Below are 24,857 nucleotides of genomic sequence, written 5' to 3'. Positions count from 1 at the left end.
TTTTTCCCATCTATTAATAAATACGCAAAAAAGAGCTGAGGACGTTTTTTTCCTCAGCTCTTTTGCTTATTTAATAAAATATGATTTAAGGGCGTATAGGCTAGCTGCCCATCCACTTGATGACTTTGAAAAAGTGTCACTTGAGACACACACTCATTGAAGGCAACTGGCTGATGACACCACTTCTCTTCATCCAGTAAAACAACTTGCCTAGCCATAGTTACATGAGGCGTATAGGGCCGGTCTTCAACAGCCAATCCCATTTCTTTTATAACAGCTTCAACCTTTTTAAAAACGGCCAACAAGTCTGCTGTTAATAGCACACCAACCCATGGAATATAACGATTTTTCTTAATAAAATAGCCGCACTCACCACCTAAAAGAGAAAAGCGGTCTGTCTTAGCTAGTTTTTCTGATAACTGCTTAAATAATTGCACATAGTCGGTTTCACTGATTTCACCAATAAAACATAGCGTTAAATGAAAGTTTTCCTTTCGAGTCAAACGGCCTTTTTCAGACCAATCAGCTAACTTAGCTTGGTAAGCTTCTAAATCATCTTTCAGCGCTGAGCTGAATTGAATCCCAACAAAGACTCTCATCTGATTCCACCTTACAGTTCTGGGCAGTTTCTTTCCACATCTTCAGTCCATGTTAAACCTAACGCACCTTCTCCTAGGTGAGTCCCAATAACTGGACCAAAGTAGCTCAATTCAAAGCGGACATCTGGATACAGAGCTTTTAATTCACCCATCCAAGCCCGACCCTTATCTTCAACATTAGCATGAATAACGGTCGCAATAACGGGGTAATCTACTTTGGCCAAATCTTCGCCTAAACGTTCATTAATACGAGCCATTGCTTTCTTTTGCGTTCTAATTTTCTCAAATACGGTAATCACTTTATTTTCAAAATGAAGAATCGGCTTAATCTTCAACATTGACCCAACCAGTGCGGCACTGCCAGATAAACGGCCTCCCTTTTGTAAATTATTCAGATTATCGACAATAAAGTAGGCCTGTGAGCGACTTCTCATTTGTTCAAGTTGTTGGATAATTTGATCAGGATGGATGCCTTTTTTAGCTAAACGCGCCGCTTCAAGAACATAGCGACCTTGAACGTAGCAGCTGTTTTCTGAATCAAATGGATAGATTTGGCAGTTCGTAAATTCTTCTACTAACGAATGGACGCTCTGGTAAGTGCCACTAATGCCCGAAGACAAATGAATAGAAATAATCGCATCATAGTCTTTAGCTAATTCTTCAAACACTTCAATAGTCTTTCCAATAACTGGCTGCGAACTTTTTGGAAAATCCTCAGACTCTCTAACGATGTCATAAAACTCTGTTGCCGATAAGTCTATTTCTTCTTGGTAAGAGTCAATCCCGATTTGGACTAGTAAAGGCAGCATATAAATATCATGCTTCTGCCTTAACTCTTCCGTTAGATAGGACGTACTATCAGTAACGATTGCTGTTTTCATTTAAACGATTCCCTTCAATTATTGCTGGTTTTTTAAATAAGTTTCCTTCTCTCAAGGGCGTTTCTAGCTGCCTCTTGGTCTGAGAAATGATAAATTCTACCTTTTTCATCGTAGTAAATGGTATCATGACCCCTTCCAAGTAACAAGACAATATCACCAGGCTCTGCCATTTCAACGGCTTTATAGATTGCTTCGGTTCGGTTTTCGATATAACTATAGTTAGTCATCCCTTCCGGTATACCCGATCTCATCATTTCCCAAATTTGAGACTGATCATCTTGCTTCGTTTCATCGGTTGTCATAATAGCATAATCGGATTGTTCCACTCCAATTTTAGCCATTATTGGTCGTTTATCTGCCTCCCGTTTACCTGGGCATCCAAATACTGAAATAATCTTGCCTTTTGAGATCATTTTGACTGTTTCAAGAACTTTCTCCATAGCGTCTGGTGAGTGGGCATAATCCACGTAAACTTTTACATCTTCCTTGGCTGTTGAAACCAGTTCCATTCGACCAACAACACCTTTAAAGCTTTCATAGGCTGTAATAATCGCTTCTAAATCATAACCTAGCGCGTAAACAGCGGCTATCGCAGCTAATACATTGGCTACATTATACTCTCCGACTAGGATTGACTTAACAGGGTAAGTCTTATCACCTACGACAAGATCAAATTGAGTTGAATCTTCATCATAGTGAATACGGTCCGCAAAAAAATCAGCCGCTTTGTCCTTAACACTGTAGGAAATAACTTCCGCAGCGGTTGCTAACGCATAACCTTCAAAGGTCTCATCGTCTTTGTTTAAAACAGCCACTTTTGGTCGGTTAAAGGGTTGGCTATAGCTATTGCCTAGTTGAGAGAATAATAACTTTTTGGCTTCGCGATATTCTGCCATCGTATTATGAAGTTCCATATGTTCATGGGTTAAGTTCGTCATGACAGCCACATCAAAATTCACACCCCAAACGCGACCTTTAACCAGTGCTTGCGAAGATACTTCCATAGCACATAAGTCCACCGCTTCTTCTCGCATTTGTTTTAGAACACGTTGGAGCGTAATGCTGTCTGGTGTTGTGTTTTTAGTTGGATAAAAATCGTCATTAATTTGGATGCCGACAGTTCCAATCAATCCTGTCCCTTTTTTAAGACACTTCATAATTGCCTCGATAATAAAGGAAATGGTTGTTTTCCCATTTGTCCCCGTAACACCCACTAATTGAAACTGGTTACTCGGAAAATCATAGAAAGCATTAGCTAGAATTGCCATTGCCTTATCTGTATTATTGACATAAATAATCGGTACAGACCCGTTAGTTTCAACTGTTTTTCTTGCGATAACGGCAATAGCACCTTTTTCAATCGCAGTTGCAGCATATTGGTGACCATCAAAATTACTTCCTTCAATACAAATAAAGATATCTCCAGCCTCTACTTCTCGTGTATCTTGTGTTATTTTTTGAATTGGTTGATCAGACAATTCACCCGTTATTTTTTTTATAGTTAAGTGATTCAATAAATTTTCTAAGTTCACTATTACACCTCATTCTAAGCCTTTCGGTTTCACAAGCTATTATACCTTATAATAAAACAAAATAGGACGCCTGGAAAGATTTTACGTTTTATTAAATATTTTATCACTTTCGTTTAATTTTCTTAAATATGCTAAAATAAATCTATGAAAAATCGGAAAGGAGACGACTCATGTTAGAATCCTACAAAACCATCTCTCAAGAAGGGCAAGAAGAAATTATTATTAAAGGATCCCGTTTTATTTGTAGCCTTAAGCGTGTGACTGACGAAGAAGAGGCAAAAGCATTCATCCAAGGGGTTAAAAAAGAGCACTGGAAAGCCACTCATAATTGTTCAGCCTACTTAATTGGCGATACCAATCATATCCAACGTGCTCACGATGATGGTGAGCCATCTGGAACAGCAGGTGTACCTATGCTTGAAGTTCTAAAAAAGAATGATTTACGCTATGTCGCAGCAGTAGTGACTCGCTATTTCGGTGGTACTAAATTAGGAGCCGGTGGACTGATTCGTGCTTACGGAAAATCCGTTTCATCTGCCCTTCGTTCCATTGGACTAGTCGAACGGTCCTTACAGATACCTCTTGTTTGTACGGTAAGTTATTCGGCTTCTGGCAAATTAGAAAATTATTTATTACAGTCTACTTATCCCCTTATTGACACCATCTATACCGATACGGTTAGCTTTAAAGTGGGTGTTAAAACAGCTGAAGTGGACCAGTTTCAAGCTGAACTCATTGATCTGATGAATGGACAAATTACCTTCGAAGCAGAAGACGTACAATATGTTGAACAAGCAGTCTCACAACAGATTGAGGAAGACAGCGACGAAGATGATGAAGACTAAAAAGGACTGAACCACTCTCTCATTACCTCAGAGTGGTTCAGTCCTTTTTGTCTGGACTACCTATTATTTTTTGTAGGAATCGTTTTAAGCTATTTTCTTCCTTACCAATCAAGTTAAAAGAAGCAATAAATAAGATCATTCCAAATAACAAGCCTAACGTTAAAATAATTGATCCCCAAAATGAAGATAAGGGATACAACATCGCTGTTAAGGAAAAAATAATGCCTAGAGCGTATATAACGAGCACGGTCTGGCGGTGGTTGAAGCCTAGCTTCAATAAACGATGATGAAGATGGCCACGATCCTTCTGACTAATGGCCTGTCGGTTAAGTAAGCGTCTAATAATGGATGCTAGCGTGTCTGTCAATGGTACACCTAAAATAGCAACTGGAATGAGTAATGATATAAAAGTCGCATGTTTCAAGCCATTCAATGATAAGGTCGCAATCATGAAGCCAATAAACAATGAACCAGTATCACCTAAAAAAATCTTCGCCGGATAAAAGTTGTGGGGAAGAAAACCAATCAGCGCTGCCACTAATAAAAAAGTCATGGCGACAATCGGTACATTGGTGGAGATTGAAAACACATAACTCACTAATCCCATAGTTGTTAACGAAATAATTGACGAACCAGCTGCTAGACCATCCAATCCGTCCATCAAATTAACCGCATTAGTAATACCCGCAATCCACAAAATCATCGCTAGATAGCCAATCTCACTAAATTCAATTCTTCCCAAATAAGCAATCGTCAAATGATCGAATCTCACTTCTGTGAAAAAATAGTAAATATTAGCTGCTAGCAAAATACCTAGCATTTTTTGCCAAGGCTTTAACTCATGTCGATCATCAATAATCCCGGTTAGAAGGATAACGAAGGAGCTGATGAAGATAGGTCCGATATCTGCAATTTGATTAACGGGCGGAATACCGATAAGATACATCATCCAATAGCTGACAAAAATGGCAATACCACCTAATGTCGCTATTGGTCTTGTATGAATTTTTTTAGGTCCTGGATGATCAACCCATCCAAAATGTCCCGCTAGTTTCCTAAAAATAGCAGTGACAGTAAAACTAACGATAACTGTCAGTACAAACAAGATCACAAACCGCATCGAAAAACTCATCTCACTCCTCCTTTCTTAATTGAAATCATCAAAGAAACCACTATTAATGAGCGTTTTTTTCCCTGTCGTCATATCATACATAATCCAATCGTAGATTTCTAACAAATGTTGTGCTTGTTCTGATAAGTCATCACGACTTTTTACAAAATCTTCTTTCTCTTTTGAGTAATACATACCTTTTTCAAATGCTGGCACTTCTTGACGCAAATCCATCAGGAAAGCGTCAAATCCACTGACAGGCTGGTCGGTTAAACGAGCCAGTTCACTATAAAAATAAATGGGACTAATTAGTCCTAGCGGTTGGCTGTCAGACAGATAATTAGTAAAGATGATAGCAGGTGTTTGGTGCAAAGTGGTTTGGCCGTTATTTTCTAAGATCTTTTCACCAAAAACACTCGGCCAATGGTCACCCCAAAACACAACAGCTGTTGGCTCATCTAAAGCTTGTAGGTCCTCATAGAATTGCTCTAAAGCTTGATCACTATAATTTAAATCTTGCAAATATTGGTTGATCTTTTCATTACGATAACCAGTCTCTTGAAAGAGAGGATAATCGTCATACTTAGCTGCATAAGGCATATGATTTTGCATCGTAACCAAATGAACAAAATCCGTTTCTACTGAATCAGCCATCACTTGAATGACCTCATCGTAAGCAGACTGGTCGGATATGTACGGATTATTATCTATCTTCAGGCGATTTGTCATTGTTTCATCATAATAAAAAGCATCGAATGCTAGATTATCATAATTTTGGCGTCTTTTATACATAGACGTATTATAAGGATGGATTGCTGTCGCATAATAACCGCGTCCTTTTAACTTAGATACGATAGACGGAAATGTCGTTTCCTTAGGTAAAAATTGCGTAAATGGTGTCGAAACATGCGCAGCAAAGGGCTCCATCGAAAGAGCGGTTAAAGCTTCAAACTCAATATTGGCGGTTCCCCCACCATAACCTTGAGACAACATCCGCCCGCTCCAACTTTCTTGAGACAATGTTCTCGTAAAGGGAATGGGGTCCCAAACTTGAGATGTTTCCTTTAAATCAAAAGGGTCAGCAAAACTTTCATTCATAATAAAAATAATATTGGGTTGCTCAACTGTAGCAGATCGCTGGCTATTGATAGCAGCAGCCTTTTCACTATACGTTTCCTCGATAGTCTGTAAAACGTCACCTTCATCCCCTGCTGGTTTATCCATAGTGTCAGCCGGTAAATTATATAGAAAACCCGCTACAAAACCATTGTTATAATAGTTCATCTGCTGGCTATAAGGAATCCAGTATGCTGAATAATCATAAGCTTTTTTGACCAGATTACCCTCTTTTGAAAAGGTTGATAGGTAGACTAAGCCGAAACTACTCAACAAGAGCATGACGATTCGACTGCGCTTAGATAGTTTGAGGCTTGTTTGCTTACGTTCTTGCCTAATGACAAAAAAAAGAAGCACGCCAATCATTAAAACCAATATAACAATGGCAAATAAAAGGGTAGGTGTCAGCATCTCTACTAATGACCCCACACTACTCACCATAGAAAAATCTGACGGATAGAGCGGCTCACTCCGTTGTCTCATTTTTTCAAAGCTCATAAAACCGATAATAGCAGACAAGCTGAAAAAGGTCAGGTTTGCTAACCTCACCTTTCCAACAACTGCCCATATCCAGATAGCTGGAACAAGAAGCACCAGCCAACTAATGAGAAACTTTATGGTGTGCCAGCGGAATACAAAATTAAAGACGAGGCTAATATTTAGCTCATTTTGAAACCACTGCAATAAAAGTTGTGAGATGAAGACTGTTGCGATGAGCGACAACCACTGCCTTCCCTTTTTTGACGTCATCCTTGTATTCACACTACTCACTCCCTAGTCATTCTATGATTGCTTCCAGAAATCATCGTAAATCGTAATTGGTAAATGGCGTTTGTGTTCAGAACGGACATACCAACGTTCAATGATTTGTGCTTCATTTTCATTAATTTCTTTACCTTCTAAGTAAGCATCAATCGCTTGATAAGACACCCCTAATGCCACTTCATCTGGTAAGGCGGGACGATCTTCTTCTAGGTCGGCTGTCGGCACTTTCTCATATAAATGAGGCGGACAATTCAATACCTTAAGCATAGCTTTTCCTTGGCCTTTGTTTAATCGCCATAGCGGTAATATGTCTGCTGCACCGTCTCCAAATTTCGTATAAAAACCGGTCACCGATTCTGCAGCGTGATCTGTTCCAATCACTGCACCACTGGTTTGACCAGCAATGGCATATTGAACAACCATGCGTTGGCGTGCTTTAATATTTCCTTTATTAAAGTCACTGATTTCAGAGTCATTTTCTTCCAAGGCTGATACGATCGCATCTGTTGCCTCTTTAATATTTACGGAAATCGTTTGATCTGGCTGAATAAAAGCCAAAGCATCCATCACATCGGTTTCATCCAGCTGTTTGCCATATGGCAGTTTCACTGCGATAAAACGCAGCTTATCATTTCCTGTCTCTTGACGCAGTTCTTCAACAGCAAGTTGAGCTATTTTACCGGCTAGTGTCGAGTCCTGCCCGCCACTGATACCGAGTACCAAACTTTGAAGGAATGGATGAGCCTTTAAGTAGTCTTTTAGAAACGCTTTACTGGCCTCAATCTCTTCTTCTGCCACAATGTGTGATTTCACTTTTAATGCCTCAATAATGTCTTGTTGTAACGGACGCATTTACCTTTCCTCCTTTTAGAATACTGGGTCGTCTTTACGAATGGTTTGTTTAATTTCCTTGATGGTATTCATCTTGTGATCCCAAGCCTTTTGTGACAAGTCAACTGGATAATCTTCTGGATTAAGAATACGTTTATACTCATCCCAAAGGGCATCTTTTCTTTCCGTTGAATATTGTCTAATGTCTTGAATCGTTGGCAAGTCATAGATTAATTCACCATCAATAAAAATATCCTGTAATACCGGACGTGCATTAAAGTCAGTCACTGTTTTATTGATATACGTATAGGTTGGATGGAACATAAAGAGTTCTTTTTCTTGATCAGGACGTTCATCCCATAAAGCCACATAGTCCCCTTCAGATTTGCCATCTTCTCGTCTCGTAATCCGCCAAACTTGTTTACGGCCTGGTGTAGACACTTTTTCAGCATTACTTGAAATTTTCAAGGTATCCACCATTTTACCGTTATCGTCTTCGATACTAACTAATTTATAAACGGCTCCTAATGCCGGTTGGTCGTAGGCTGTAATTAAATAAGTTCCTACTCCCCATACATCAATCTTAGCACCTTGCATTTTTAAGTTTAAAATCGTCATTTCATCTAAGTCATTTGATGCGTAAATTTTAGCATCAGGGTACCCAGCGTCATCCAGTTGCTGTCTAATTTTTTTAGATTGGTAAGCCATATCACCACTGTCAATCCGTACGCCTAAGAAATTAATCTTATCACCCATTTCATTGGCAACACGAATCGCAGTCGGTAAGCCTGAGCGAAGAGTGTCATAGGTATCAATCAAAAATACGCAATCTTTATGAGATTTGGCATAAGCCATAAAGGCATCGTAGTCATTGCGGTAAACTTGAACAAGTGAGTGAGCATGCGTTCCTACTGCAGGAATATTAAATAATTTACCTGCACGAACATTAGACGTTGCATCAAAACCACCCACATAGGCAGCACGTGCACCCCATAAAGATGCATCCATTTCTTGTGCACGTCTTGAACCAAATTCCATTAAGGTATCTTGTTCTGCTACTAAACGTAAACGAGCAGCTTTAGTTGCAATCAGCGTTTGAAAGTTCACAATGTTTAATAGCGCTGTTTCAATGAGTTGGCATTGCGCCAATGTTCCTTCTACTTGAACAATCGGTTCATTGGCAAAAACCAACTCCCCTTCAATGGCAGAACGGATACTACCCGTAAAGCGGAAGTCACTTAAGTACTGTAAAAATTCTTCTGGGTAATCTTGTGATTCTCTTAAATAAGCAATATCCGATTCAGTAAAGCGTAAGGTCTTAATGTACGCTACTAATCGTTCTAACCCTGCAAAAATGGCATAGCCATTTTTAAACGGATTTTTTCTAAAATAAAGCTCAAAAACAGCATGTTTGTCTGTAATGCCTTCATCCCAATAAGCCTTCATCATATTAATTTGATATAAATCCGTATGTAATGCTAGACTGTCGTCGTTGTATTTTAATCCCACCATGAGCACTCCTTATTTACACGTTTGGTTGAATACACACTAGTAGCCAACCTACTTTTCTATTATTATAGCGCAAAGCGCTTGAGATTTCTTTTTTTTTAGCATAAAAAAGCTTATAAAAAAGGGATAGCGACACTTTAACATGCCGGTATCCCTTATAAACTTATCTTTAATGGATGACTTTAATTCCTTTAGCAATCAGCTCTTGTTCGGAATGCATCGTCCGTTCGGTTTCATCCAACCCACGTGAGCTTACCTTATCGAACAAGATTTTAACAGTTTGCAACATAATTTTTAAATCTAAAATCAAGGAATATTCCTTAATGTAGATTAAGTCAAAGTTCAGCTTACTATTAAAGTCTGATGCATACTTTCCGTAAACTTGGGCATAGCCAGTAATGCCGGCACGCACATTATGTCTCAAGTAGTAGTGCGGATTTTCTTCCTTAAACTGATCGACAAAGAATGGGCGCTCAGGACGCGGACCAACAATTGACATATCGCCTTTTAAGACGTTAAACAACTGAGGTAACTCGTCAATGCGTAAGGAACGCAAGTATTTTCCAACAGACGTGACACGCATATCATTGCTTGTCGCTAGAACGGGACCTGATTCTTTTTCAGCAGTAATTCCCATACTACGGAATTTTAGAATCTCAAACTCTTTTCCGTCTTTGGTAATTCGGGTTTGCTTGTATAAAATCGGGCCTTCTGAACTTCGTTTCACTAAGACAGCTGCCACTGCCATAATCGGTGATGACACAATAATAAGCAACAATGAAAACACAATATCAATCAACCGTTTGATGATGCCATCTTCTGACGCAATTCGAAACGGTGATACTTCAATAATACTCTCGTCTTCAATATTCATCATGTTTGGATTAACCATAACAAGATTTTCAAAGCTGGTGTTCAAGAAGAATTTCTTGTCTTCACGCATTAACAAATCATAAATGCGTAATTTCTCTGATTCTTCAATTTGACTGGCCAGATAAACAATATCAATATCATTTAGATGACTTTTGACATTTTCATAGTAGTCAGACAGAACCACATGAGACACCACATGACGGATGCTCTTTGTGTTGGAAAAGTTATCAACTGCCGCAAAGACTTCTTTTTCCATTCCCACAATCATCACACGTTTACTACCACTTAATTTTTGGTAAACCTTGAATACGAGCACACGCCACGTAAACAAGACGATACAGCCAACAAAAAAGTGAATCAGAATAACCGAGCGCGGAAACGCCAGCCATCTTCCTGCGAACGTCAGTGCCATGATATACAAGGACACGACAACTTGTCCGATAATGGTAATGAATAAAAAGTCGCTGACCGATTTATTATATAAGATGTATGTTCCAAATAGGATACTAACGATGATAAATCCAATAGAAACATAGATGATACTGCCTTTAAAAGCTTCAAGATTGCGAATAGGAATATTTGCTCCATATCTCAAGCGGAAAGACAGTAATAATGAACCGATAAATAGCAGCAAATCAATCAATATAATGAAGAATTTTCGTGATTTTGTCCATTCCTCTTTTTGATTCACGGTCTATTACCTCCTTAAAGTCATTATGACTTCATCTATTTTAGCATGAAATCAAACAGAGGAACAGAGACAACTGTCAAAGTATAGATGCTTTTCTTATTCCATTGTTATAATCACAGTGCCACCTAAACTTCTTGGAGGAAGGGTTAGGGTAAGTTTACGATCAGATGGTATAGTATAGCTTTTGCCACTATAGCGGTCGATGACTTGGCTAGACGTTGAAAAAGGAAGTTCAATAGTCACTTCTTTTTCTTGATCGAAGATATTTAAGGCAATCACAACTTGCTCGTCTTGATAGCTACGACTAAAGACAAGGTAGCCCTCATCATTAGAACCCGCAATCGTTTCGCGACTGCCTTTAGAAAACAGTTTGCTGTAATCTTTGCGAATATTTAATAGTGTTTTGTAGTGATTATAAACTTGACTGCCCGATCCTTCGCTTGCTTCCCAATCAAAATCATAGCGGTTCTCACTATATTCGCCATTATCCATATTTTTAGCAGCCGCTCCTGTTAAGCCAATTTCTTCTCCATAATAGATGACTGGTTGGCCTTTAGCTGTAATCATTAGGGACGCCGCAACCATTTGCTTACCGAGGTCGCCACCTGCTTGCTTATAGAGAAAACCATCTTCATCATGGCTAGATAAAAATTGCCCCATCGTCGCATCAGATGTCAGCTTATTATTCCGATCAATTAATTTTTCTTGTGCCCCCATAACATCCCAGTTAACGAAACTACCCGCTATTTGTTTAAACTCAAAATCTAGTAAGCTATCCATTTCACCGTCATTCAGATAGCCGCCATTCTTATCGATTGAAGCACCATAATCCTCACCAATTAATTTAAAATCTGATTTCACTTTTACTAATTCATTTTTAAAAGCCTTCCAAGTCGTATCTTCTACATGCTTAACCGTATCTACTCGGTAAAAATCGATGGTATCGCCTCGAATTGTTTGAGCTTTTTCCAACCAATCCGTCTGCCATTCAATGATTTGTTGCCTTACATCTGCCTCTTCTGTTTGTAAATCGGGTAATCCTGATAGCTCACCTACAATTTGGTGATTCGCAACGGGATCTGTTCGAATCAGCCCGTCAAAAACCATTTGCTCCTCTTTAGTCGGAAAATTCGCAATGGATTGATCCCCATCAGTAATCTTCATTCCATAACCCGTATGATTTAAGACAACGTCAACCATCAATTTTATGCCATGGTCATGAGCCGTTTCAATGAGTTGGTGGAAAGTTGCTAAGTCGCCTAAATGTTCATCTAACTGTGTGAAATCCTTTGCCCAATAGCCATGATAGCCATATTGCTTATCATTGACCCCTGCTCTGACATTCCAATCAATATTATCAACAATTGGCGTTATCCATAAGGTATTAATCCCCAACCCCTGCAAATAAGGTATCTTATCTATCAACCCTTGAAAGTCACCACCATGATAGGTCTCAAGATGGTCTAAATCAATGACGTCATCAAAGGGATTATCGTTGGAAGGATCCCCATTATAAAAACGGTCTGTTAAAGCAAAATAAATACGAGCTTCGTCCCAATCAAAAGCTAAAGGACTATCTTTTTCTTCTTTCGCTACTACAGTAATTGTTTTTTCGATTTGTTCGGTGTGATTGTTCTGGTCTGTTACAGCTAGCACAAGTGTCTTCTCGCCTGGAGAAAGCTGATCATCAATACCAAAACTAATTTCATTTAGCGACCCGTCCATTGTGATGGGTGCTTCAATTCCGAATGCTGTCGCATCCAGAGTGATTTCTTTAATGACATCGTTGAAATAAACGGATTCGTCAATCGTTAATAAAATACTATCTTGTTGACTTGGATATTCTGGTAAAAGCTGAATCTCTTTTGCTGTGAGTAACTCTGGCTCGTTAGAAGTTTGAGAAGTAATTTCATGAGTACCCGCATCTGAACAAGCTGTTAGTATACCGATTGCCGACAAAGCAATGACAAGAAATTGTTTCAAAATCAATCCACTCCTTTTTTTGTAAACGATATCATCCGTTCTATCTATTAGCAACAAAATTCCATTTGTTAGCGCTAACTTTTTTCACACAAAAAAGCTGCCTCTTCAGACAGCTTTTTCATTCTATTCATTAAATAACTTTTTTCTTCCATAGACCTAAAATAACAGCTGAAATAACCATACCAATGAGAAGTGTTAAAATAAACATTAATCGCTGTTCGGCCAAGCCAATTACAAAGATACCGCCGTGAGGTGCTGGAATAGAAACTTGCCAAAACTGTGTTAAGCCACCTGCAATTGCCGATCCAATGATGGACGATGTAATGACACGCAATGGATCTGCTGCCGCAAATGGAATAGCGCCTTCTGTAATAAATGAAAAGCCTAGGACAAAATTAGACAAGCCTGATTGGCGTTCCGCATCTGTAAATTTATCTTTAAACAATAGAGTTGCCAAACCAATTGCCAATGGTGGAATCATACCACCTGCCATAACAGCGGCCATAAAGGCACCATCGCCCGTATCCGTATAGATACCAATTGAAAAGGCATAGGCTGCTTTATTGAACGGACCACCCATATCAATCGCCATCATACCACCGAGTAGTGCGCCTAATAAGATAGTATTTGTCGCCCCTAAGTTCTCCAAGAATGTCAGCATTGCTGTATTAATCGCTGAGAAAATAGGCCCTACAATAAAGAACATCAATAATCCCGTAATTAATAAGCCAAAGACAGGGTAGATTAAGATCGGTTTTAAGCCCTCTAACGTTTTCGGAAGGTTTTTAAAGACTTTTTTGAGCGTATGAACAATGTAACCTGCCATAAAACCGGCTACTAAGCCTCCAAGAAAACCTGCATTTTGATTAACAGCCATCATCCCGCCTGCCATACCTGGCAGTAATCCAGGTCGATCGGCAATACTATAAGAAATATAGCCTGCTAAAATAGGAATTAAGAAGGTAAAGGCTGTTCCGCCAATCGTATTGAAGGATTCAAATAAAATACTGTCACTACCAAAGCTACTTTCAAATAAGAAAGAAATCGCTAAAATAATTCCGCCACCTACTACGAATGGCAACATATGAGAAATGCCGTTCATTAAATCCTTGTAAATATTGCCTAGTCCAGATTGTTTTTCGTTAGTCTGCTCTGCTTGGCTCACTTGACCCGTAGCATGCCAAATAGGTGCTTCTTGTTTGACTGCCTTATTAATCAATTCTTCTGCTTTGTTTATGCCATCACTGACAGGTCGTTGTAAAACGGCTTTGCCATCGAATCGGTCCAAGGATACTTTTTTGCCCGCCGCAATAATGACAGCTGATGCACGCTGAATTTCTTCATCAGTTAGAATATTTTTAGCACCCTCAGACCCGTTAGTTTCAACTCTAATATCAACCCCTAGCTCTGCCGCTTTTCTTTTCAAGGCATCCTCTGCCATATAAGTATGGGCAATACCGGTTGGACAAGCTGTAACAGCGACAACAAATGGTCGCTCGCCAACTGACTCTATTTCTTGGCTTTTCTCTTTATCAGCGGTTTCTTCTGCAGCCGAAAAAATAGCTTGAACGTCTTCCGCATTTTGAGCTGCCTTCAGTTGACTCAAGACTTCCGGATTAATTAATTGACGGGATAGAGATGCTAATACATTTAAATGAACATTATTAGCGCCTTCTGGTGCAGCAATCATAAAGAACAAATGAGCCGGTTGTCCGTCTAGCGAATCATAATCAACGCCGGCTTTACTTTTAGCAAAAACGACTGCTGGCTTTTGAACAGCAGCGTTTTTAGCGTGTGGCATCGCTATTCCATCGCCCAAGCCTGTCGATGACTCGTTCTCACGAGCTAGGATGCCAGCCTTAAAGGTTTGCTCATCGGTCACAATGCCATGGCCAATAAGACTGGCAATCATTTCGTCCAAGACCGCTTCCTTTGTTGTGGCTGTCAAATCCATAATCATGAGTTCCTTAAGTAACACATCATTGATCTTCATACGTTTCAACTCCATCTATTTTTTTAATTTGTATATCTGAAAGTAAGGCATCAATATCCGGTCGTTTCGCTAAGTCATCGGAGAATGCGGTAGCACTTCCACAGGCAATGCTGAATTTAAATGCTTCTAAAGGATTTTGAGTTTGGCTATAAGTGCCTACGAATCCAGCTACCATAGAATCCCCTGCACCTACTGAATTTTTTACCTTTCCTTTAGGCGCTTGTCCGTGATAAGTTCCTTCTTGGCTAAATAAAAGAGCGCCATCGCCAGCTAGTGAAATAATCACAAATTGAGGACCTTCTTCTAACAACAGTTTGCCGTAAGGAATCATATCGGCGACCGTCTCTAGTTGAACGCCAAACAAATCTCCCAATTCGTGGTGGTTGGGTTTAACTAATAATGGTTCATAAGGGAGCGCGGCTTTCAAGTCTGCCCCTGTCGTATCAATAACAAAGGGAATATTTTTTCCAGCTAGCTTTTGAATCATTTGTTGATAGTAACGATCACTCAAACTTTTTGGTCGGCTACCGGATAGAACAACGAGATCATCTGCTGTAAAGTGGTCATATTGTTCAAGCAGTAAGTCTGCTTGAGCTGCATCTATATAAGGTCCATCGCCATTCATCTCTGTTTCTTTTTCTGCTTTTAATTTAACATTTATGCGACTGTCATCATTAACCTCAATAAAGTCGGTTTGAATCCCTTCCTGATCTAACCAATCTGTGATAAATCGTCCTGTAAAGCCACCTGTGAAACCAAGTGCCGTTGTTGAGATGTCCAGTTGGTTTAAGATACGCGATACATTAATCCCTTTCCCACCAGGTAATTTGAAGTCTTTCGAAATACGATTGACCCCTCCTATATCAAGGTGATCAAGGTGAATAATATAATCAATTGATGGATTTAGCGTCACTGTGTAAATCATCATTCCACCTCCATTACTGTTGTTTGTTCCTCTAATAACGCTTTCAACTCTTTCGAAAGAGCTGTCGTAATAACAGTTGCATCTTCAATATCCGCAACTTTTGCAAAGGTCACTGTATTTATTTTCGACGCATCTGCCAAAATAAACGATCGGCCTGACTTTGCCATCACCAGTTGTTTAATCGCTGCTTCTTCAACATCGGGTGTCGTATAGCCATAATCAACATCAATCCCATTCATACCTAAAAATGCTTTGCTAAAATGATAATTTTGAATTTGCCAATGTGCTTCAGGACCAATGACTGCTTTCGTTCGCTGTTTAATCTTCCCACCAATTTGAATAGTTGTTATTCCTAAATCTGTTAATAGGCTTGCATGCGGAATCCCATTTGTTATAACGGTTATCTCTCTTCCTTTTAAAAAGGGAATCATTTCATAAGTTGTTGACCCTGCGTCGAGATAAACCAGTTCTTTGTCTCGAATCAAGCTAGCTGCTAATTTTGCAATGTCTCTTTTTTCATCAATATGTTTAAATGATTTTTCTTCCATCATATCTTCGCCAACAAGATGATGAATGCGTCGTGCACCACCATGAACACGGACAAGTTTTTCTTCTTCTTCAAGTTTCTTTAAATCTCTTCTGATAGTTGATTCTGATGATTCTGTTATATCTACTAAGTCTTGTAATTTAACAAATGATTCTCTTTCTAAGCTTTCTAATATTAATCGATACCGTTCGTCTGTAAGCACTTTCCTCACCTCGCCATTAATATACCACCAAAAACAGCCAAATTCAACCACAATCATTCATTTTCGTTCAAATGAAGCAAAAAAAAGAGGCTTTCGCCTCTTTTCTGGATGATTATATTCTGTTTATCTTGAGATTTCTCAATTAATGTCCAGTGTCCGCATCTGCCAAAGACATGACGTTCAGAAAATTCCAATAAATTAATCAATCCATAGGCATTTTCAACCGTAACAACCTTGTCTTCAAGACTGTGTGCCCCCAACTCATCACCCATCAAAGCAAGCTCATGAACAAGTGGAGAAACGGATATCCATGTTGCAAAGTCGTCACCTTCTTCATGAACGACTGTCATTCCTAATACTTTTGTAAAAAAAATAACCGACCCATCCATTTTCGATGTATATCATTCAAAGTGAGCTAGCTAATGGACATCAAAAATAGAGTCTCAGTATTCGTTTGACACTGATAAACACTCCTCTTAATTTGTATTATTTTTTAAGCGAACAAAAAAAGAGAATGGGCATGCCCATTCTCTTTTTGTTTGTCTTACATCATACCCATGCCTGGATCCATTCCAGGTGCTGGCATTTCTGGAGCAGGTTTGTCTGCAACAACACTTTCAGTTGAAAGGATTAGTCCGGCAACACTTGCTGCATTTTGTAAAGCAGAGCGAACAACTTTAGCTGGGTCAACGATTCCAGCTTCAATCATGTTTACCCATTCGTCAGTTGCTGCGTTGTAACCCATGCCTTGTTCTTCACCTTTAATTCTTGCAGCGATAACAGAACCTTCTAGTCCAGCATTTTCAGCAATTTGTCTAACTGGCTCTTCCAAAGCGCGAGCCACGATACGAACACCAGTCGCTTCATCTCCAGTTAGTTCTAGCGCACTTACGCGAGCTTGAACATTGACAAGCGCTGTACCACCACCAGCTACGATTCCTTCTTCAACTGCTGCACGAGTTGCATTAAGTGCATCTTCAATACGCAATTTACGTTCTTTTAATTCTGTTTCTGTAGCAGCACCAACTTTAATCACTCCTACACCACCAGCTAATTTAGCTAAGCGTTCTTGTAGTTTTTCACGGTCAAAGTCTGATGTCGTTTCTGCTGCTTGGGCGCGAATGTGAGCAACGCGTTGTGCGATTGCTGTTTTGTCCCCTGCTCCTTCAACGATTGTTGTATTATCTTTTGTGATGACAACTTTGCTTGCATGTCCTAAGTGTTCGATTGTTGAATCTTTCAACTCTAGTCCTAGGTCTTCAGCAATCACTGTCCCACCTGTTAATACAGCAATATCTTGTAGCATTTCTTTACGGCGGTCACCAAATCCTGGTGCCTTAACAGCAGCAACATTGAATGTTCCACGTAATTTGTTCAATACTAATGTCGGTAGTGCTTCGCCATCTACATCGTCTGCAATAATTAATAATGGACGACCAATTTTTAAAATTTCTTCTAGCAAAGGCAAAACATCTTGAATGTTAGAAATTTTACGATCAGTAATTAGGATAAATGGATTTTCAAGTTCTGCTTCCATTTTATCGTTGTCAGTTACCATGTATTGTGACAAGTAACCACGATCAAATTGCATACCTTCAACAACATCTAATTCTGTGTCAATTCCTTTTGACTCTTCGATAGTGATAACGCCGTCGTTACCAACTCTTTCCATTGCTTCAGCAATTAATTCCCCTACTTCACGAGAACCTGAAGAAACAGCAGCTACTTGAGCAATTGATTCTTTTGAGTTAACCGTTTGAGAAATTTCTGCTAGTCCAGCAACAGCTTCTTTCGTTGCTAACTCAATACCACGACGAATGCCAACTGGGTTTGCACCGGCAGTTACATTTTTCAATCCTTCGCGTACGATGGCTTGCGTTAAAACAGTTGCTGTTGTTGTTCCGTCTCCCGCAATATCATTTGTTTTAGATGCAACTTCAGAAACAAGTTTAGCACCCATGTTTTCAAAGTGGTCTTCTAATTCAACTTCTTTAGCAATGGTAACACCATCATTTGTAATTAGCGGCGAACCGTATGCTTTCTCTAAAACAACGTTACGTCCTTTTGGTCCAAGTGTTACTTTTACTGTATTTGCTAGTATATCAACGCCTCTTAGTAAGGCTGCACGAGCGTCTTCAGAAAATTTAATATCTTTAGCCATTATTTCTATTCACCTCATCAATTTAATTAGTCAATAATTGCAACGACATCTGTTTCTTTAATAACGAGATAATCTTTGCCTTGGTATTTAATATCGGTACCGGAATATTTTTCAAAAAGAACACGGTCCCCTTCTTTAACAACCATGTCAATCTTTGTACCGTTGTCAGTTACTCGTCCTTCGCCCGTTGCAATCACAATACCTGTTTGTGATTTTTCTTGTGCTGAAGATGGTAACACCAGCCCTCCGACTGTTTGCTCCTCTTCTTGAGCAACTTCAATGATAACGCGGTTTCCTAATGGTTTTAACACAAATATCCCTCCATAATCTATCATTTGAATTAGCACTCTCATCTAACGAGTGCTAATCTATGACTCTATATTAATCAAATCTACTAGTGAATGCAAGACAAAACTATTATTTTTTTTTAAAATTGTGATATACTTTCATATAGACTTTAAACTTCACGTTATTGAAGAAAAAGCATCCTTGCTTTTTAACTTTAACAGAAAGGTGAGATTTATGAAAAAGAAACTTTCTACAGCGACTAAAATTATTTTTGTTTACATCGCTGCTCAGCTATTACCCCTTCCCTTAATGTTTTTATTCCTAGAAAATCGTCAAATTGAAATGAGGTTGAATTTAACCATTTTATTTGCCTTTTTAGGAACAATTGGGATGATTTTACTCAACCGAACTAAGGAATGGACTCCTTCAACAGAACTAACGGATAAACCATCTGCACCTACTAAAAAGATTGTGTTATGGGGATTAATTGGATTTGTCGGCTCAATTGTACTTCAAATTGTAACGTCTCTAATTGAAATGGCTGTCTTTAACGTCTCTTCTGAATCGGTCAATACACAAACCTTGTTAGACACCGCTAGTGACTATCCTTTCTTAATTTTTATGATTGTTTTATTTGGACCAATCATGGAAGAATTTGTCTTTAGAAAAGCGATTTTTGCCCAACTCTCTTCATCAAGTGTCGGAATTGTCGGATCAGCTGTCATCAGCTCATTGTTGTTCGCCTTTATCCACTTTGATGGTCATATGCTTGTTTACGGGTCTTTAGGATTATGGTTTTGCTATTTATACTTTAAAACCAATAACATCTTTACCCCTATCATGGCGCATGCTTTAATGAATGCTTATGCCAGCTTACCGCTTTATTTCCCTGAGCTGTTTCAATAACCGCTTATTATTTATGTTTGTTTAGAAAGGAATCTCATGACTTTAAAAGATATTCTCATCCAAATCGGTATGAAATTTGTTTTTGGTTTGCTATTTGTCTACTTTGCCGTTGATAGTGTCAACACATCAGGCTGGGGCTTTTTAGCTATTCTAAGTATTCTATTCGCTACAAATAATATTGTTAACGGCATTAGAATGCTTGATACGTATTATAAAATCAAGAAAAATATCGATCCTAAATAAAAAACAGTTAAGCCGCAGCTTAACTGTTTTTTATTAGGAAATATTATTATCTAAGAAATAAATCAATGTTTGCAATTCATTCGTTAAATCAACATTTTGAATACGAACATCTTCTGGAACTGATAATCGAATCGGAGTAAAGTTCATGATACCTTTTATACCAGCCTCAGTTAAATCATTAGTCGCTTTTTGAGCAACATTTTGAGGGACTGTTAAAATGGCAACATCGATTTGTTGGATGCGTAGTTGTTCAATCATTTCAGACATATCATAAACAGGAACACCACTAACGATTTTGCCAACAATTTCTTCGTTCACATCAAAAGCACAACTGATGCGCACATTATTGCTCAAGTGGAAGTTGTAATTTAATAAAGCATGACCTAAATTACCTACTCCGATAAGAGCAACGTTTGTTAATCGGTCTTGGTTTAATGTTTTACTGAAGAAATCAAGTAGATACTCCACATCATAACCGTATCCTCTTTTTCCTAAAGCACCGAAATAAGAGAAGTCACGACGGATAGTCGCACTGTCCACCTTGACAGCTTCACTTAATTCATTTGATGAAATTCTTGCTTTTCCTGCGTTATGCAGATATCTCAAATAACGGTGATAAATTGGCAACCGTCTGGCAGTTGCTCTTGGTATTTCTGTTGACATTACAACGCTCCCTTTCAGCATAACGTTTTAAATCTATATAAAAAAGAATAATCACATAATCTTAGCAATCTAATACATAATAACATTATAGCACCACATTGTGAAATATCTAGTATTTTGCTCTAATTTGTATCTTTTTGTGAAAAAAATTCTTTGTTTTCCTTATTTTAATAAGCTTTAAATAAAAGTAGCGACATTATTCACAATCATTAGCTTTTCTATTAATGTTCCTATCTCTTGTTAAAATTCTATGATAAAATGAAATGGCATGTTCTTATTTGACATTTTAACGACCATTATATAGAGAAAGAGGATACACCTATGATATTATTGCAAGGCCAAAATCTTGCGCGTCATTTCGGTTCAACAGTCCTATTTGAAAATATTCAAATTACCATTCAAGATCAAGAGAGAATTGCCTTGGTCGGCCGTAACGGTGCTGGTAAATCGACTTTATTAAAAATACTAGCTGATTTTGAACCCACAGATGAAGGCAAGATTGCCAAGAAAAAAGATCTCCGTATTGGTTACTTAGACCAATACAGTACAGTTGATTCCGACAATACCATTTGGGAAGAAATGTTGTCGGTCTTCGAACCTATTATTAAACTAACGAAAGAAGCTGAAGAAGCAGCCCATGCCTTGACCGATGAAACGTTGATGCAAGACACTCTAGCCTTTGAAGCAGCTCTAAAACGGTATGATAGCTTGCAACAAGAAATTCAAGAAAAGAATGCTTACGGCTACGAGTCAGAAATCCGTTCAGTTCTACACGGCTTCCGTTTTTACGAGGAAGACCACCAACGACCTGTTTCGCAACTCTCCGGCGGTCAAAAGACACGCCTAGCACTTGCAAAAATCCTACTCGAAAAAAATGATTTACTTATTTTGGACGAGCCAACTAACCATTTGGACATTGATACATTAGCTTGGTTAGAAAACTACCTAATCGCTTATCGTGGCACCTTGCTTATCGTATCTCACGATCGCTACTTTTTAGATAAAGTGGCCACCAGTGTCTACGAAATTAGCCGCAATCGCATCCATTATTACAAAGGCAACTATTCCTTTTACTTAAAAGAAAAAGCAGCCCGATTAGAGCAAGAAATGAAACAATTCGAAAAACAACAAGGCGAAATTGCTAAATTAGAAGACTATATTGCTCGTAATTTAGTTCGTGCATCAACTACTAAAATGGCACAGAGCCGACGCAAGCGCCTTGATAAAATGACTCGACTCGAAAAACCAAAAGGTGACGAAAAATCCGCTCGCTTTTCATTTGATATTGAAAAGGAAAGCGGCAATGTGGTCATGATTCTAGAAAATGGCGCCATTGGCTATGATAGCACGATTCTCTCTGCCCCTATTCATTTGGACTTGCGCAAACATCAAGCCATTGGAATTGTCGGACCAAATGGGATTGGTAAGTCAACTCTCCTTAAAAGTATTAACAAGGAACTACCACTTATCAAAGGAGACATCCATTATGGGTCTAACTTAGAAATCGGCTATTATGACCAAGAACAAAAAAACTTAACTGAAAATAAAACCGTTCTTGCTGAAATTTGGGATCTGCATCCCACTATGAATGAGACAGCAATCAGAAGTATTTTGGGAAGCTTCCTCTTTAGCGGTGAAGATGTTGAAAAAACGATTTATTCTCTAAGCGGGGGCGAACGCGCTCGACTATCTTTGTGTAAGTTAGCCTTGGAAAAGAACAATGTTTTGATGCTAGATGAGCCAACCAACCACTTGGACATCGACAGTAAAGAAGTATTGGAAAATGCCTTGATTGAATACGATGGTACCCTATTATTCGTATCGCATGACCGCTACTTCATTAACCGGATTGCGACGAGTATTTTGGAACTATCTGAAGATGGTAGCAAACTCTATTTAGGCGATTACGATTATTACGTCGAGAAGAAACAAGAAGAAGCTGCGCTCGCCCAACTGCTTCTCGATGAAGCAGCAGCAGAGTTAGCAACGACTACTCAAACCGATACGAAGAAAAAAGATTACCAATCCAATAAAGAACGGGCTAAGTTGGAACGCAAACTATCGCGCGCCATCGAAAGTACTGAGTCAGAACTAGAAGCATTAGAAGTGGCTATTGAGGAAATCGAAACAGCCCTTACCCTTCCCGAAGTATTTGGTGACCATGAAAAGGTACAAGACTTACATGACCAACTACTCGCACAGCAAGAAAAACAAGATCACTTGCTGCACGAATGGGAATCATTAACACTAGAATTAGAAAATCTATAAGACAAAAGAAGAGCCGTCGTCGACGGCTCTTTTTACTATTTCAATTTCTCTGCGATAATAGCTGCTGCCTTTTTAGGCATGATGCGATAAAGCAAGTCCATTAATTTGGAGTCATTCCCAACAAGTATCCGGTATTTATTTGCCTCCATACCATCAACAATCATTTTAGCTGCTGCAGGTGCTGTTGTAATCTTGTCAGCCATCTTCTCATTGTCACCGGCACTTGGACCACGATCAACTTTCGAATTGGTCATAATATCTGTTTTAATAGCGCCCGGAAACACAACGCTAACATGGATATGGCTATCCTTCAGCTCTGAATGTAAGCCTTCTGTTAATAATTTAACGGCTGCTTTAGAGGCACCATACACAGATTGCCCCGGCACAGGGAGAAAGCCACCCATACTCGATACATTAACAATATGCGCTTCTGGCGCTTGTTCAAAATAAGGCAGCAAGCTCTTTACAAAATAAAGCGTCCCGTAAAAATTAACATCCATTACGAAACGAACCTTATCCATGTCTAACTCTGAAACTGGGATAAAAGGCTGAATAACACCGGCATTATTAATCACACCATCAATGGAACCGTGATGCTGGATCACAGTTTGTGGCAAAGCTTCAATAGCCGCTTGGTCTCTAATATCCATCACATGGAGTGAGACATCTTTAGCCTTTTCACCAGCTAATTGCTTGGTTTGTTCTAAACTCGCTTGATTGATATCGACTGCGGCAACACGGCCTCCTCGCCTTAAAATTTCTAAGACAATTTCACGTCCCATTCCGGCACCGGCACCTGTTACGACAATCGTTTTGTTCGTTACTTTCATCTTGATCACCTATTCTCTTTATTTTCGAACAGCCATTTTGGCTGAATGATTAATAAGGAAAGACGCTTATAAAGCAAGACCTGGTCGCGCATTTAAACTAAGCTCTGCAAATGATTCATTGATGTATTGGTAATGCGCAGCCGCACCAATCATCGCAGCATTATCACCACATAATGACAATGGTGGAATAAGAAGCTCCACATCAGGCAATTCTTTTGCAACAGCTTGAGTGAGGGCTTCACGAAGTCCCTTGTTAGCTGCAACCCCACCTGCTAGTAGGAGTTGCTTAATCGGTTTTTCTTTAGCAGCGCGAATAGTTTTCGCAACTAGCACATCCACTACTGCTGCTTGAAAACTAGTGGCAATGTTGTGAGGATCGATGTCATCGCCCTTCTGTCTAGCATTATGAATGGTGTTGATAACCGCACTCTTCAAACCTGAAAAACTGAAATCATAGTTATCTTCATGGATCATGGCACGTGGGAAATCGTATGTTTCTTCGCCTTGGTGTGCCATTTCATCCATCACTTTTCCACCTGGGTACGGTAAGCCAAGTACACGCCCAATTTTATCGTAAGCTTCACCTGCTGCGTCATCTCGTGTTTCACCAATAATCTCAAACACACCATCTTCAGGCATATAAATTAATTCCGTATGGCCACCACTGACAACTAGTGATAGTAATGGAAACTGTAGAGGTTGAACCAGCTGGTTAGCGTAGATATGACCAGCCATATGGTTGGTTGCAATTAATGGTTTCCCATGAGCAAAAGCCAATGCCTTAGCTGCACTAACACCAATTAATAAAGACCCTACTAATCCTGGACCTTCTGTGACAGCAACGGCATCCATATCAGCCATTTCAAGTTCTGCCTTTTCCAATGCTGCTTCAATAATTTGTGTGATTTGTTCAACGTGGTGGCGGCTAGCTACTTCAGGTACAACTCCGCCAAACCGCATGTGACTCTTAATTTGAGATGCCACAATATTCGATAAAATGGTATCACCATTTTTGATAACAGCCGCACTTGTTTCATCGCAGCTACTTTCGATTGCTAAAATTAATTCATCTTGTTTCTTCATTTTTTCTCTTCA

At 39.2% G+C, this 24,857-nt stretch carries 22 protein-coding genes; 4 read left to right on the top strand and 18 right to left on the bottom strand.

Going from position 1 to position 24,857, the window contains the following annotated elements; genetic code table 11:
- Window positions 1-53: 53 nt before the first annotated feature.
- From thpR to G7057_RS07025, 3 genes are read right to left on the bottom strand one after another with little or no spacing between them, the layout of a single operon-like run.
- Window positions 54-599, bottom strand: a complete 546-nt coding sequence (thpR, locus tag G7057_RS07035; RefSeq protein WP_166162319.1) for an RNA 2',3'-cyclic phosphodiesterase — start codon at window positions 597-599, stop codon at window positions 54-56.
- An 11-nt stretch (window positions 600-610) separates the two neighbouring features.
- Entirely contained in the window at window positions 611-1,480 is an 870-nt protein-coding gene (locus G7057_RS07030; protein ID WP_166162317.1) for a DegV family protein, read from the bottom strand.
- A 32-nt stretch (window positions 1,481-1,512) separates the two neighbouring features.
- The gene (locus tag G7057_RS07025; RefSeq protein WP_166162315.1) at window positions 1,513-3,012 is read right to left on the bottom strand and encodes a UDP-N-acetylmuramoyl-L-alanyl-D-glutamate--2,6-diaminopimelate ligase; all 1,500 of its coding nucleotides are present in this window, start codon (window positions 3,010-3,012) and stop codon (window positions 1,513-1,515) included.
- Between the two features lie 170 nt (window positions 3,013-3,182).
- Here G7057_RS07025 and G7057_RS07020 point away from each other — a divergent pair, with 170 nt between their 5' ends.
- Complete coding sequence (locus tag G7057_RS07020) at window positions 3,183-3,857, top strand: YigZ family protein (RefSeq protein WP_166162313.1); 675 nt, start codon at window positions 3,183-3,185, stop codon at window positions 3,855-3,857.
- Window positions 3,858-3,894: 37 nt separating this feature from the next.
- Here the strand turns inward: G7057_RS07020 and G7057_RS07015 are convergent, their stop codons facing one another.
- The 12 genes from G7057_RS07015 to groES all read right to left on the bottom strand — a co-directional run bounded on the left by G7057_RS07015 (window position 3,895) and on the right by groES (window position 18,875).
- Window positions 3,895-4,989, bottom strand: coding sequence for a glycosyltransferase family 4 protein (locus tag G7057_RS07015; protein ID WP_166162311.1), 1,095 nt, complete (start codon window positions 4,987-4,989; stop codon window positions 3,895-3,897).
- Between the two features lie 15 nt (window positions 4,990-5,004).
- Window positions 5,005-6,846 carry an LTA synthase family protein gene (locus G7057_RS07010; RefSeq protein WP_166162309.1) on the bottom strand — a complete coding sequence of 614 codons (1,842 nt, stop codon included), beginning with the start codon at window positions 6,844-6,846 and terminating at the stop codon, window positions 5,005-5,007.
- 21 nt (window positions 6,847-6,867) lie between these two features.
- Entirely contained in the window at window positions 6,868-7,701 is an 834-nt protein-coding gene (gene nadE / locus G7057_RS07005) for an ammonia-dependent NAD(+) synthetase (protein ID WP_166162307.1), read from the bottom strand.
- Window positions 7,702-7,716: 15 nt separating this feature from the next.
- Entirely contained in the window at window positions 7,717-9,189 is a 1,473-nt protein-coding gene (locus G7057_RS07000; RefSeq protein WP_193566076.1) for a nicotinate phosphoribosyltransferase, read from the bottom strand.
- Between the two features lie 169 nt (window positions 9,190-9,358).
- On the bottom strand, window positions 9,359-10,753 hold the full coding sequence (locus G7057_RS06995; protein ID WP_166162303.1) for a sugar transferase: 1,395 nt from the start codon (window positions 10,751-10,753) through the stop codon (window positions 9,359-9,361).
- A gap of 96 nt (window positions 10,754-10,849) precedes the next feature.
- Complete coding sequence (locus G7057_RS06990; protein WP_227004565.1) at window positions 10,850-12,736, bottom strand: alpha-amylase family glycosyl hydrolase; 1,887 nt, start codon at window positions 12,734-12,736, stop codon at window positions 10,850-10,852.
- Window positions 12,737-12,866: 130 nt separating this feature from the next.
- Complete coding sequence (locus G7057_RS06985) at window positions 12,867-14,729, bottom strand: PTS fructose transporter subunit IIABC (RefSeq protein WP_166162301.1); 1,863 nt, start codon at window positions 14,727-14,729, stop codon at window positions 12,867-12,869.
- Window positions 14,716-15,654, bottom strand: coding sequence for a 1-phosphofructokinase (pfkB, locus tag G7057_RS06980; protein ID WP_166162299.1), 939 nt, complete (start codon window positions 15,652-15,654; stop codon window positions 14,716-14,718). The genes G7057_RS06985 and pfkB overlap by 14 nt, the downstream gene beginning before the upstream one ends.
- The gene (locus G7057_RS06975; RefSeq protein ID WP_227004564.1) at window positions 15,654-16,460 is read right to left on the bottom strand and encodes a DeoR/GlpR family DNA-binding transcription regulator; all 807 of its coding nucleotides are present in this window, start codon (window positions 16,458-16,460) and stop codon (window positions 15,654-15,656) included. Before G7057_RS06975 ends, pfkB begins: the two co-directional genes overlap by 1 nt.
- Entirely contained in the window at window positions 16,457-16,753 is a 297-nt protein-coding gene (locus tag G7057_RS06970; RefSeq protein WP_166162297.1) for a hypothetical protein, read from the bottom strand. The genes G7057_RS06975 and G7057_RS06970 overlap by 4 nt, the downstream gene beginning before the upstream one ends.
- Window positions 16,754-16,947: 194 nt before the next feature.
- Window positions 16,948-18,564 (bottom strand): chaperonin GroEL, encoded by a 1,617-nt coding sequence (gene groL, locus G7057_RS06965; RefSeq protein ID WP_166162295.1) that lies wholly within the window; start codon window positions 18,562-18,564, stop codon window positions 16,948-16,950.
- 26 nt (window positions 18,565-18,590) lie between these two features.
- The gene (groES, locus tag G7057_RS06960; RefSeq protein ID WP_166162293.1) at window positions 18,591-18,875 is read right to left on the bottom strand and encodes a co-chaperone GroES; all 285 of its coding nucleotides are present in this window, start codon (window positions 18,873-18,875) and stop codon (window positions 18,591-18,593) included.
- 211 nt (window positions 18,876-19,086) lie between these two features.
- Here groES and G7057_RS06955 point away from each other — a divergent pair, with 211 nt between their 5' ends.
- Together G7057_RS06955 and G7057_RS06950 are read left to right on the top strand one after the other, a co-directional pair.
- Window positions 19,087-19,758, top strand: a complete 672-nt coding sequence (locus G7057_RS06955) for a CPBP family intramembrane glutamic endopeptidase (protein ID WP_166162291.1) — start codon at window positions 19,087-19,089, stop codon at window positions 19,756-19,758.
- Between the two features lie 36 nt (window positions 19,759-19,794).
- Window positions 19,795-20,001 (top strand): YdiK family protein, encoded by a 207-nt coding sequence (locus G7057_RS06950; RefSeq protein WP_166162289.1) that lies wholly within the window; start codon window positions 19,795-19,797, stop codon window positions 19,999-20,001.
- A gap of 33 nt (window positions 20,002-20,034) precedes the next feature.
- Here G7057_RS06950 and G7057_RS06945 read toward each other — a convergent pair whose 3' ends face one another.
- Window positions 20,035-20,664 (bottom strand): redox-sensing transcriptional repressor Rex, encoded by a 630-nt coding sequence (locus tag G7057_RS06945; RefSeq protein ID WP_166162287.1) that lies wholly within the window; start codon window positions 20,662-20,664, stop codon window positions 20,035-20,037.
- 321 nt (window positions 20,665-20,985) lie between these two features.
- On the opposite strand from G7057_RS06945, the gene G7057_RS06940 reads away from it, so the two are divergent.
- Window positions 20,986-22,932: an ABC-F family ATP-binding cassette domain-containing protein gene (locus G7057_RS06940; protein WP_166162285.1), complete on the top strand. Its 1,947-nt coding sequence runs from the start codon at window positions 20,986-20,988 to the stop codon at window positions 22,930-22,932.
- A 35-nt stretch (window positions 22,933-22,967) separates the two neighbouring features.
- On the opposite strand, the gene G7057_RS06935 is transcribed toward G7057_RS06940, so the two are convergent.
- Together G7057_RS06935 and tsaD are read right to left on the bottom strand one after the other, a co-directional pair.
- The gene (locus G7057_RS06935) at window positions 22,968-23,762 is read right to left on the bottom strand and encodes an SDR family NAD(P)-dependent oxidoreductase (RefSeq protein ID WP_166162283.1); all 795 of its coding nucleotides are present in this window, start codon (window positions 23,760-23,762) and stop codon (window positions 22,968-22,970) included.
- 66 nt (window positions 23,763-23,828) lie between these two features.
- A complete protein-coding gene (gene tsaD, locus G7057_RS06930) occupies window positions 23,829-24,845 on the bottom strand; it encodes a tRNA (adenosine(37)-N6)-threonylcarbamoyltransferase complex transferase subunit TsaD (RefSeq protein WP_166162281.1) in 1,017 nt (338 codons plus the stop codon).
- Window positions 24,846-24,857: the final 12 nt, after the last annotated feature.

The organism is Jeotgalibaca arthritidis, assembly GCF_011100465.1.
GTDB lineage: Bacteria > Bacillota > Bacilli > Lactobacillales > Aerococcaceae > Jeotgalibaca > Jeotgalibaca arthritidis.
Note: the sequence above shows the minus strand (reverse complement) of the source record. Positions and strands in the feature narration are given on the sequence as shown.

What these genes read in the sequence shown, in the direction of transcription:
- thpR (WP_166162319.1), bottom strand. Translation starts at nt 599, where the DNA reads ATGAGAGTCTTTGTTGGGATTCAATTCAGCTCAGCGCTGAAAGATGAT.
- G7057_RS07030 (WP_166162317.1), bottom strand. Translation starts at nt 1,480, where the DNA reads ATGAAAACAGCAATCGTTACTGATAGTACGTCCTATCTAACGGAAGAG.
- G7057_RS07020 (WP_166162313.1), top strand. Translation starts at nt 3,183, where the DNA reads ATGTTAGAATCCTACAAAACCATCTCTCAAGAAGGGCAAGAAGAAATT.
- G7057_RS07015 (WP_166162311.1), bottom strand. Translation starts at nt 4,989, where the DNA reads ATGAGTTTTTCGATGCGGTTTGTGATCTTGTTTGTACTGACAGTTATC.
- nadE (WP_166162307.1), bottom strand. Translation starts at nt 7,701, where the DNA reads ATGCGTCCGTTACAACAAGACATTATTGAGGCATTAAAAGTGAAATCA.
- G7057_RS06985 (WP_166162301.1), bottom strand. Translation starts at nt 14,729, where the DNA reads ATGAAGATCAATGATGTGTTACTTAAGGAACTCATGATTATGGATTTG.
- pfkB (WP_166162299.1), bottom strand. Translation starts at nt 15,654, where the DNA reads ATGATTTACACAGTGACGCTAAATCCATCAATTGATTATATTATTCAC.
- G7057_RS06975 (WP_227004564.1), bottom strand. Translation starts at nt 16,460, where the DNA reads ATGATTGTGGTTGAATTTGGCTGTTTTTGGTGGTATATTAATGGCGAG.
- G7057_RS06970 (WP_166162297.1), bottom strand. Translation starts at nt 16,753, where the DNA reads ATGACAGTCGTTCATGAAGAAGGTGACGACTTTGCAACATGGATATCC.
- groL (WP_166162295.1), bottom strand. Translation starts at nt 18,564, where the DNA reads ATGGCTAAAGATATTAAATTTTCTGAAGACGCTCGTGCAGCCTTACTA.
- G7057_RS06955 (WP_166162291.1), top strand. Translation starts at nt 19,087, where the DNA reads ATGAAAAAGAAACTTTCTACAGCGACTAAAATTATTTTTGTTTACATC.
- G7057_RS06950 (WP_166162289.1), top strand. Translation starts at nt 19,795, where the DNA reads ATGACTTTAAAAGATATTCTCATCCAAATCGGTATGAAATTTGTTTTT.
- G7057_RS06945 (WP_166162287.1), bottom strand. Translation starts at nt 20,664, where the DNA reads ATGTCAACAGAAATACCAAGAGCAACTGCCAGACGGTTGCCAATTTAT.
- G7057_RS06940 (WP_166162285.1), top strand. Translation starts at nt 20,986, where the DNA reads ATGATATTATTGCAAGGCCAAAATCTTGCGCGTCATTTCGGTTCAACA.
- G7057_RS06935 (WP_166162283.1), bottom strand. Translation starts at nt 23,762, where the DNA reads ATGAAAGTAACGAACAAAACGATTGTCGTAACAGGTGCCGGTGCCGGA.
- tsaD (WP_166162281.1), bottom strand. Translation starts at nt 24,845, where the DNA reads ATGAAGAAACAAGATGAATTAATTTTAGCAATCGAAAGTAGCTGCGAT.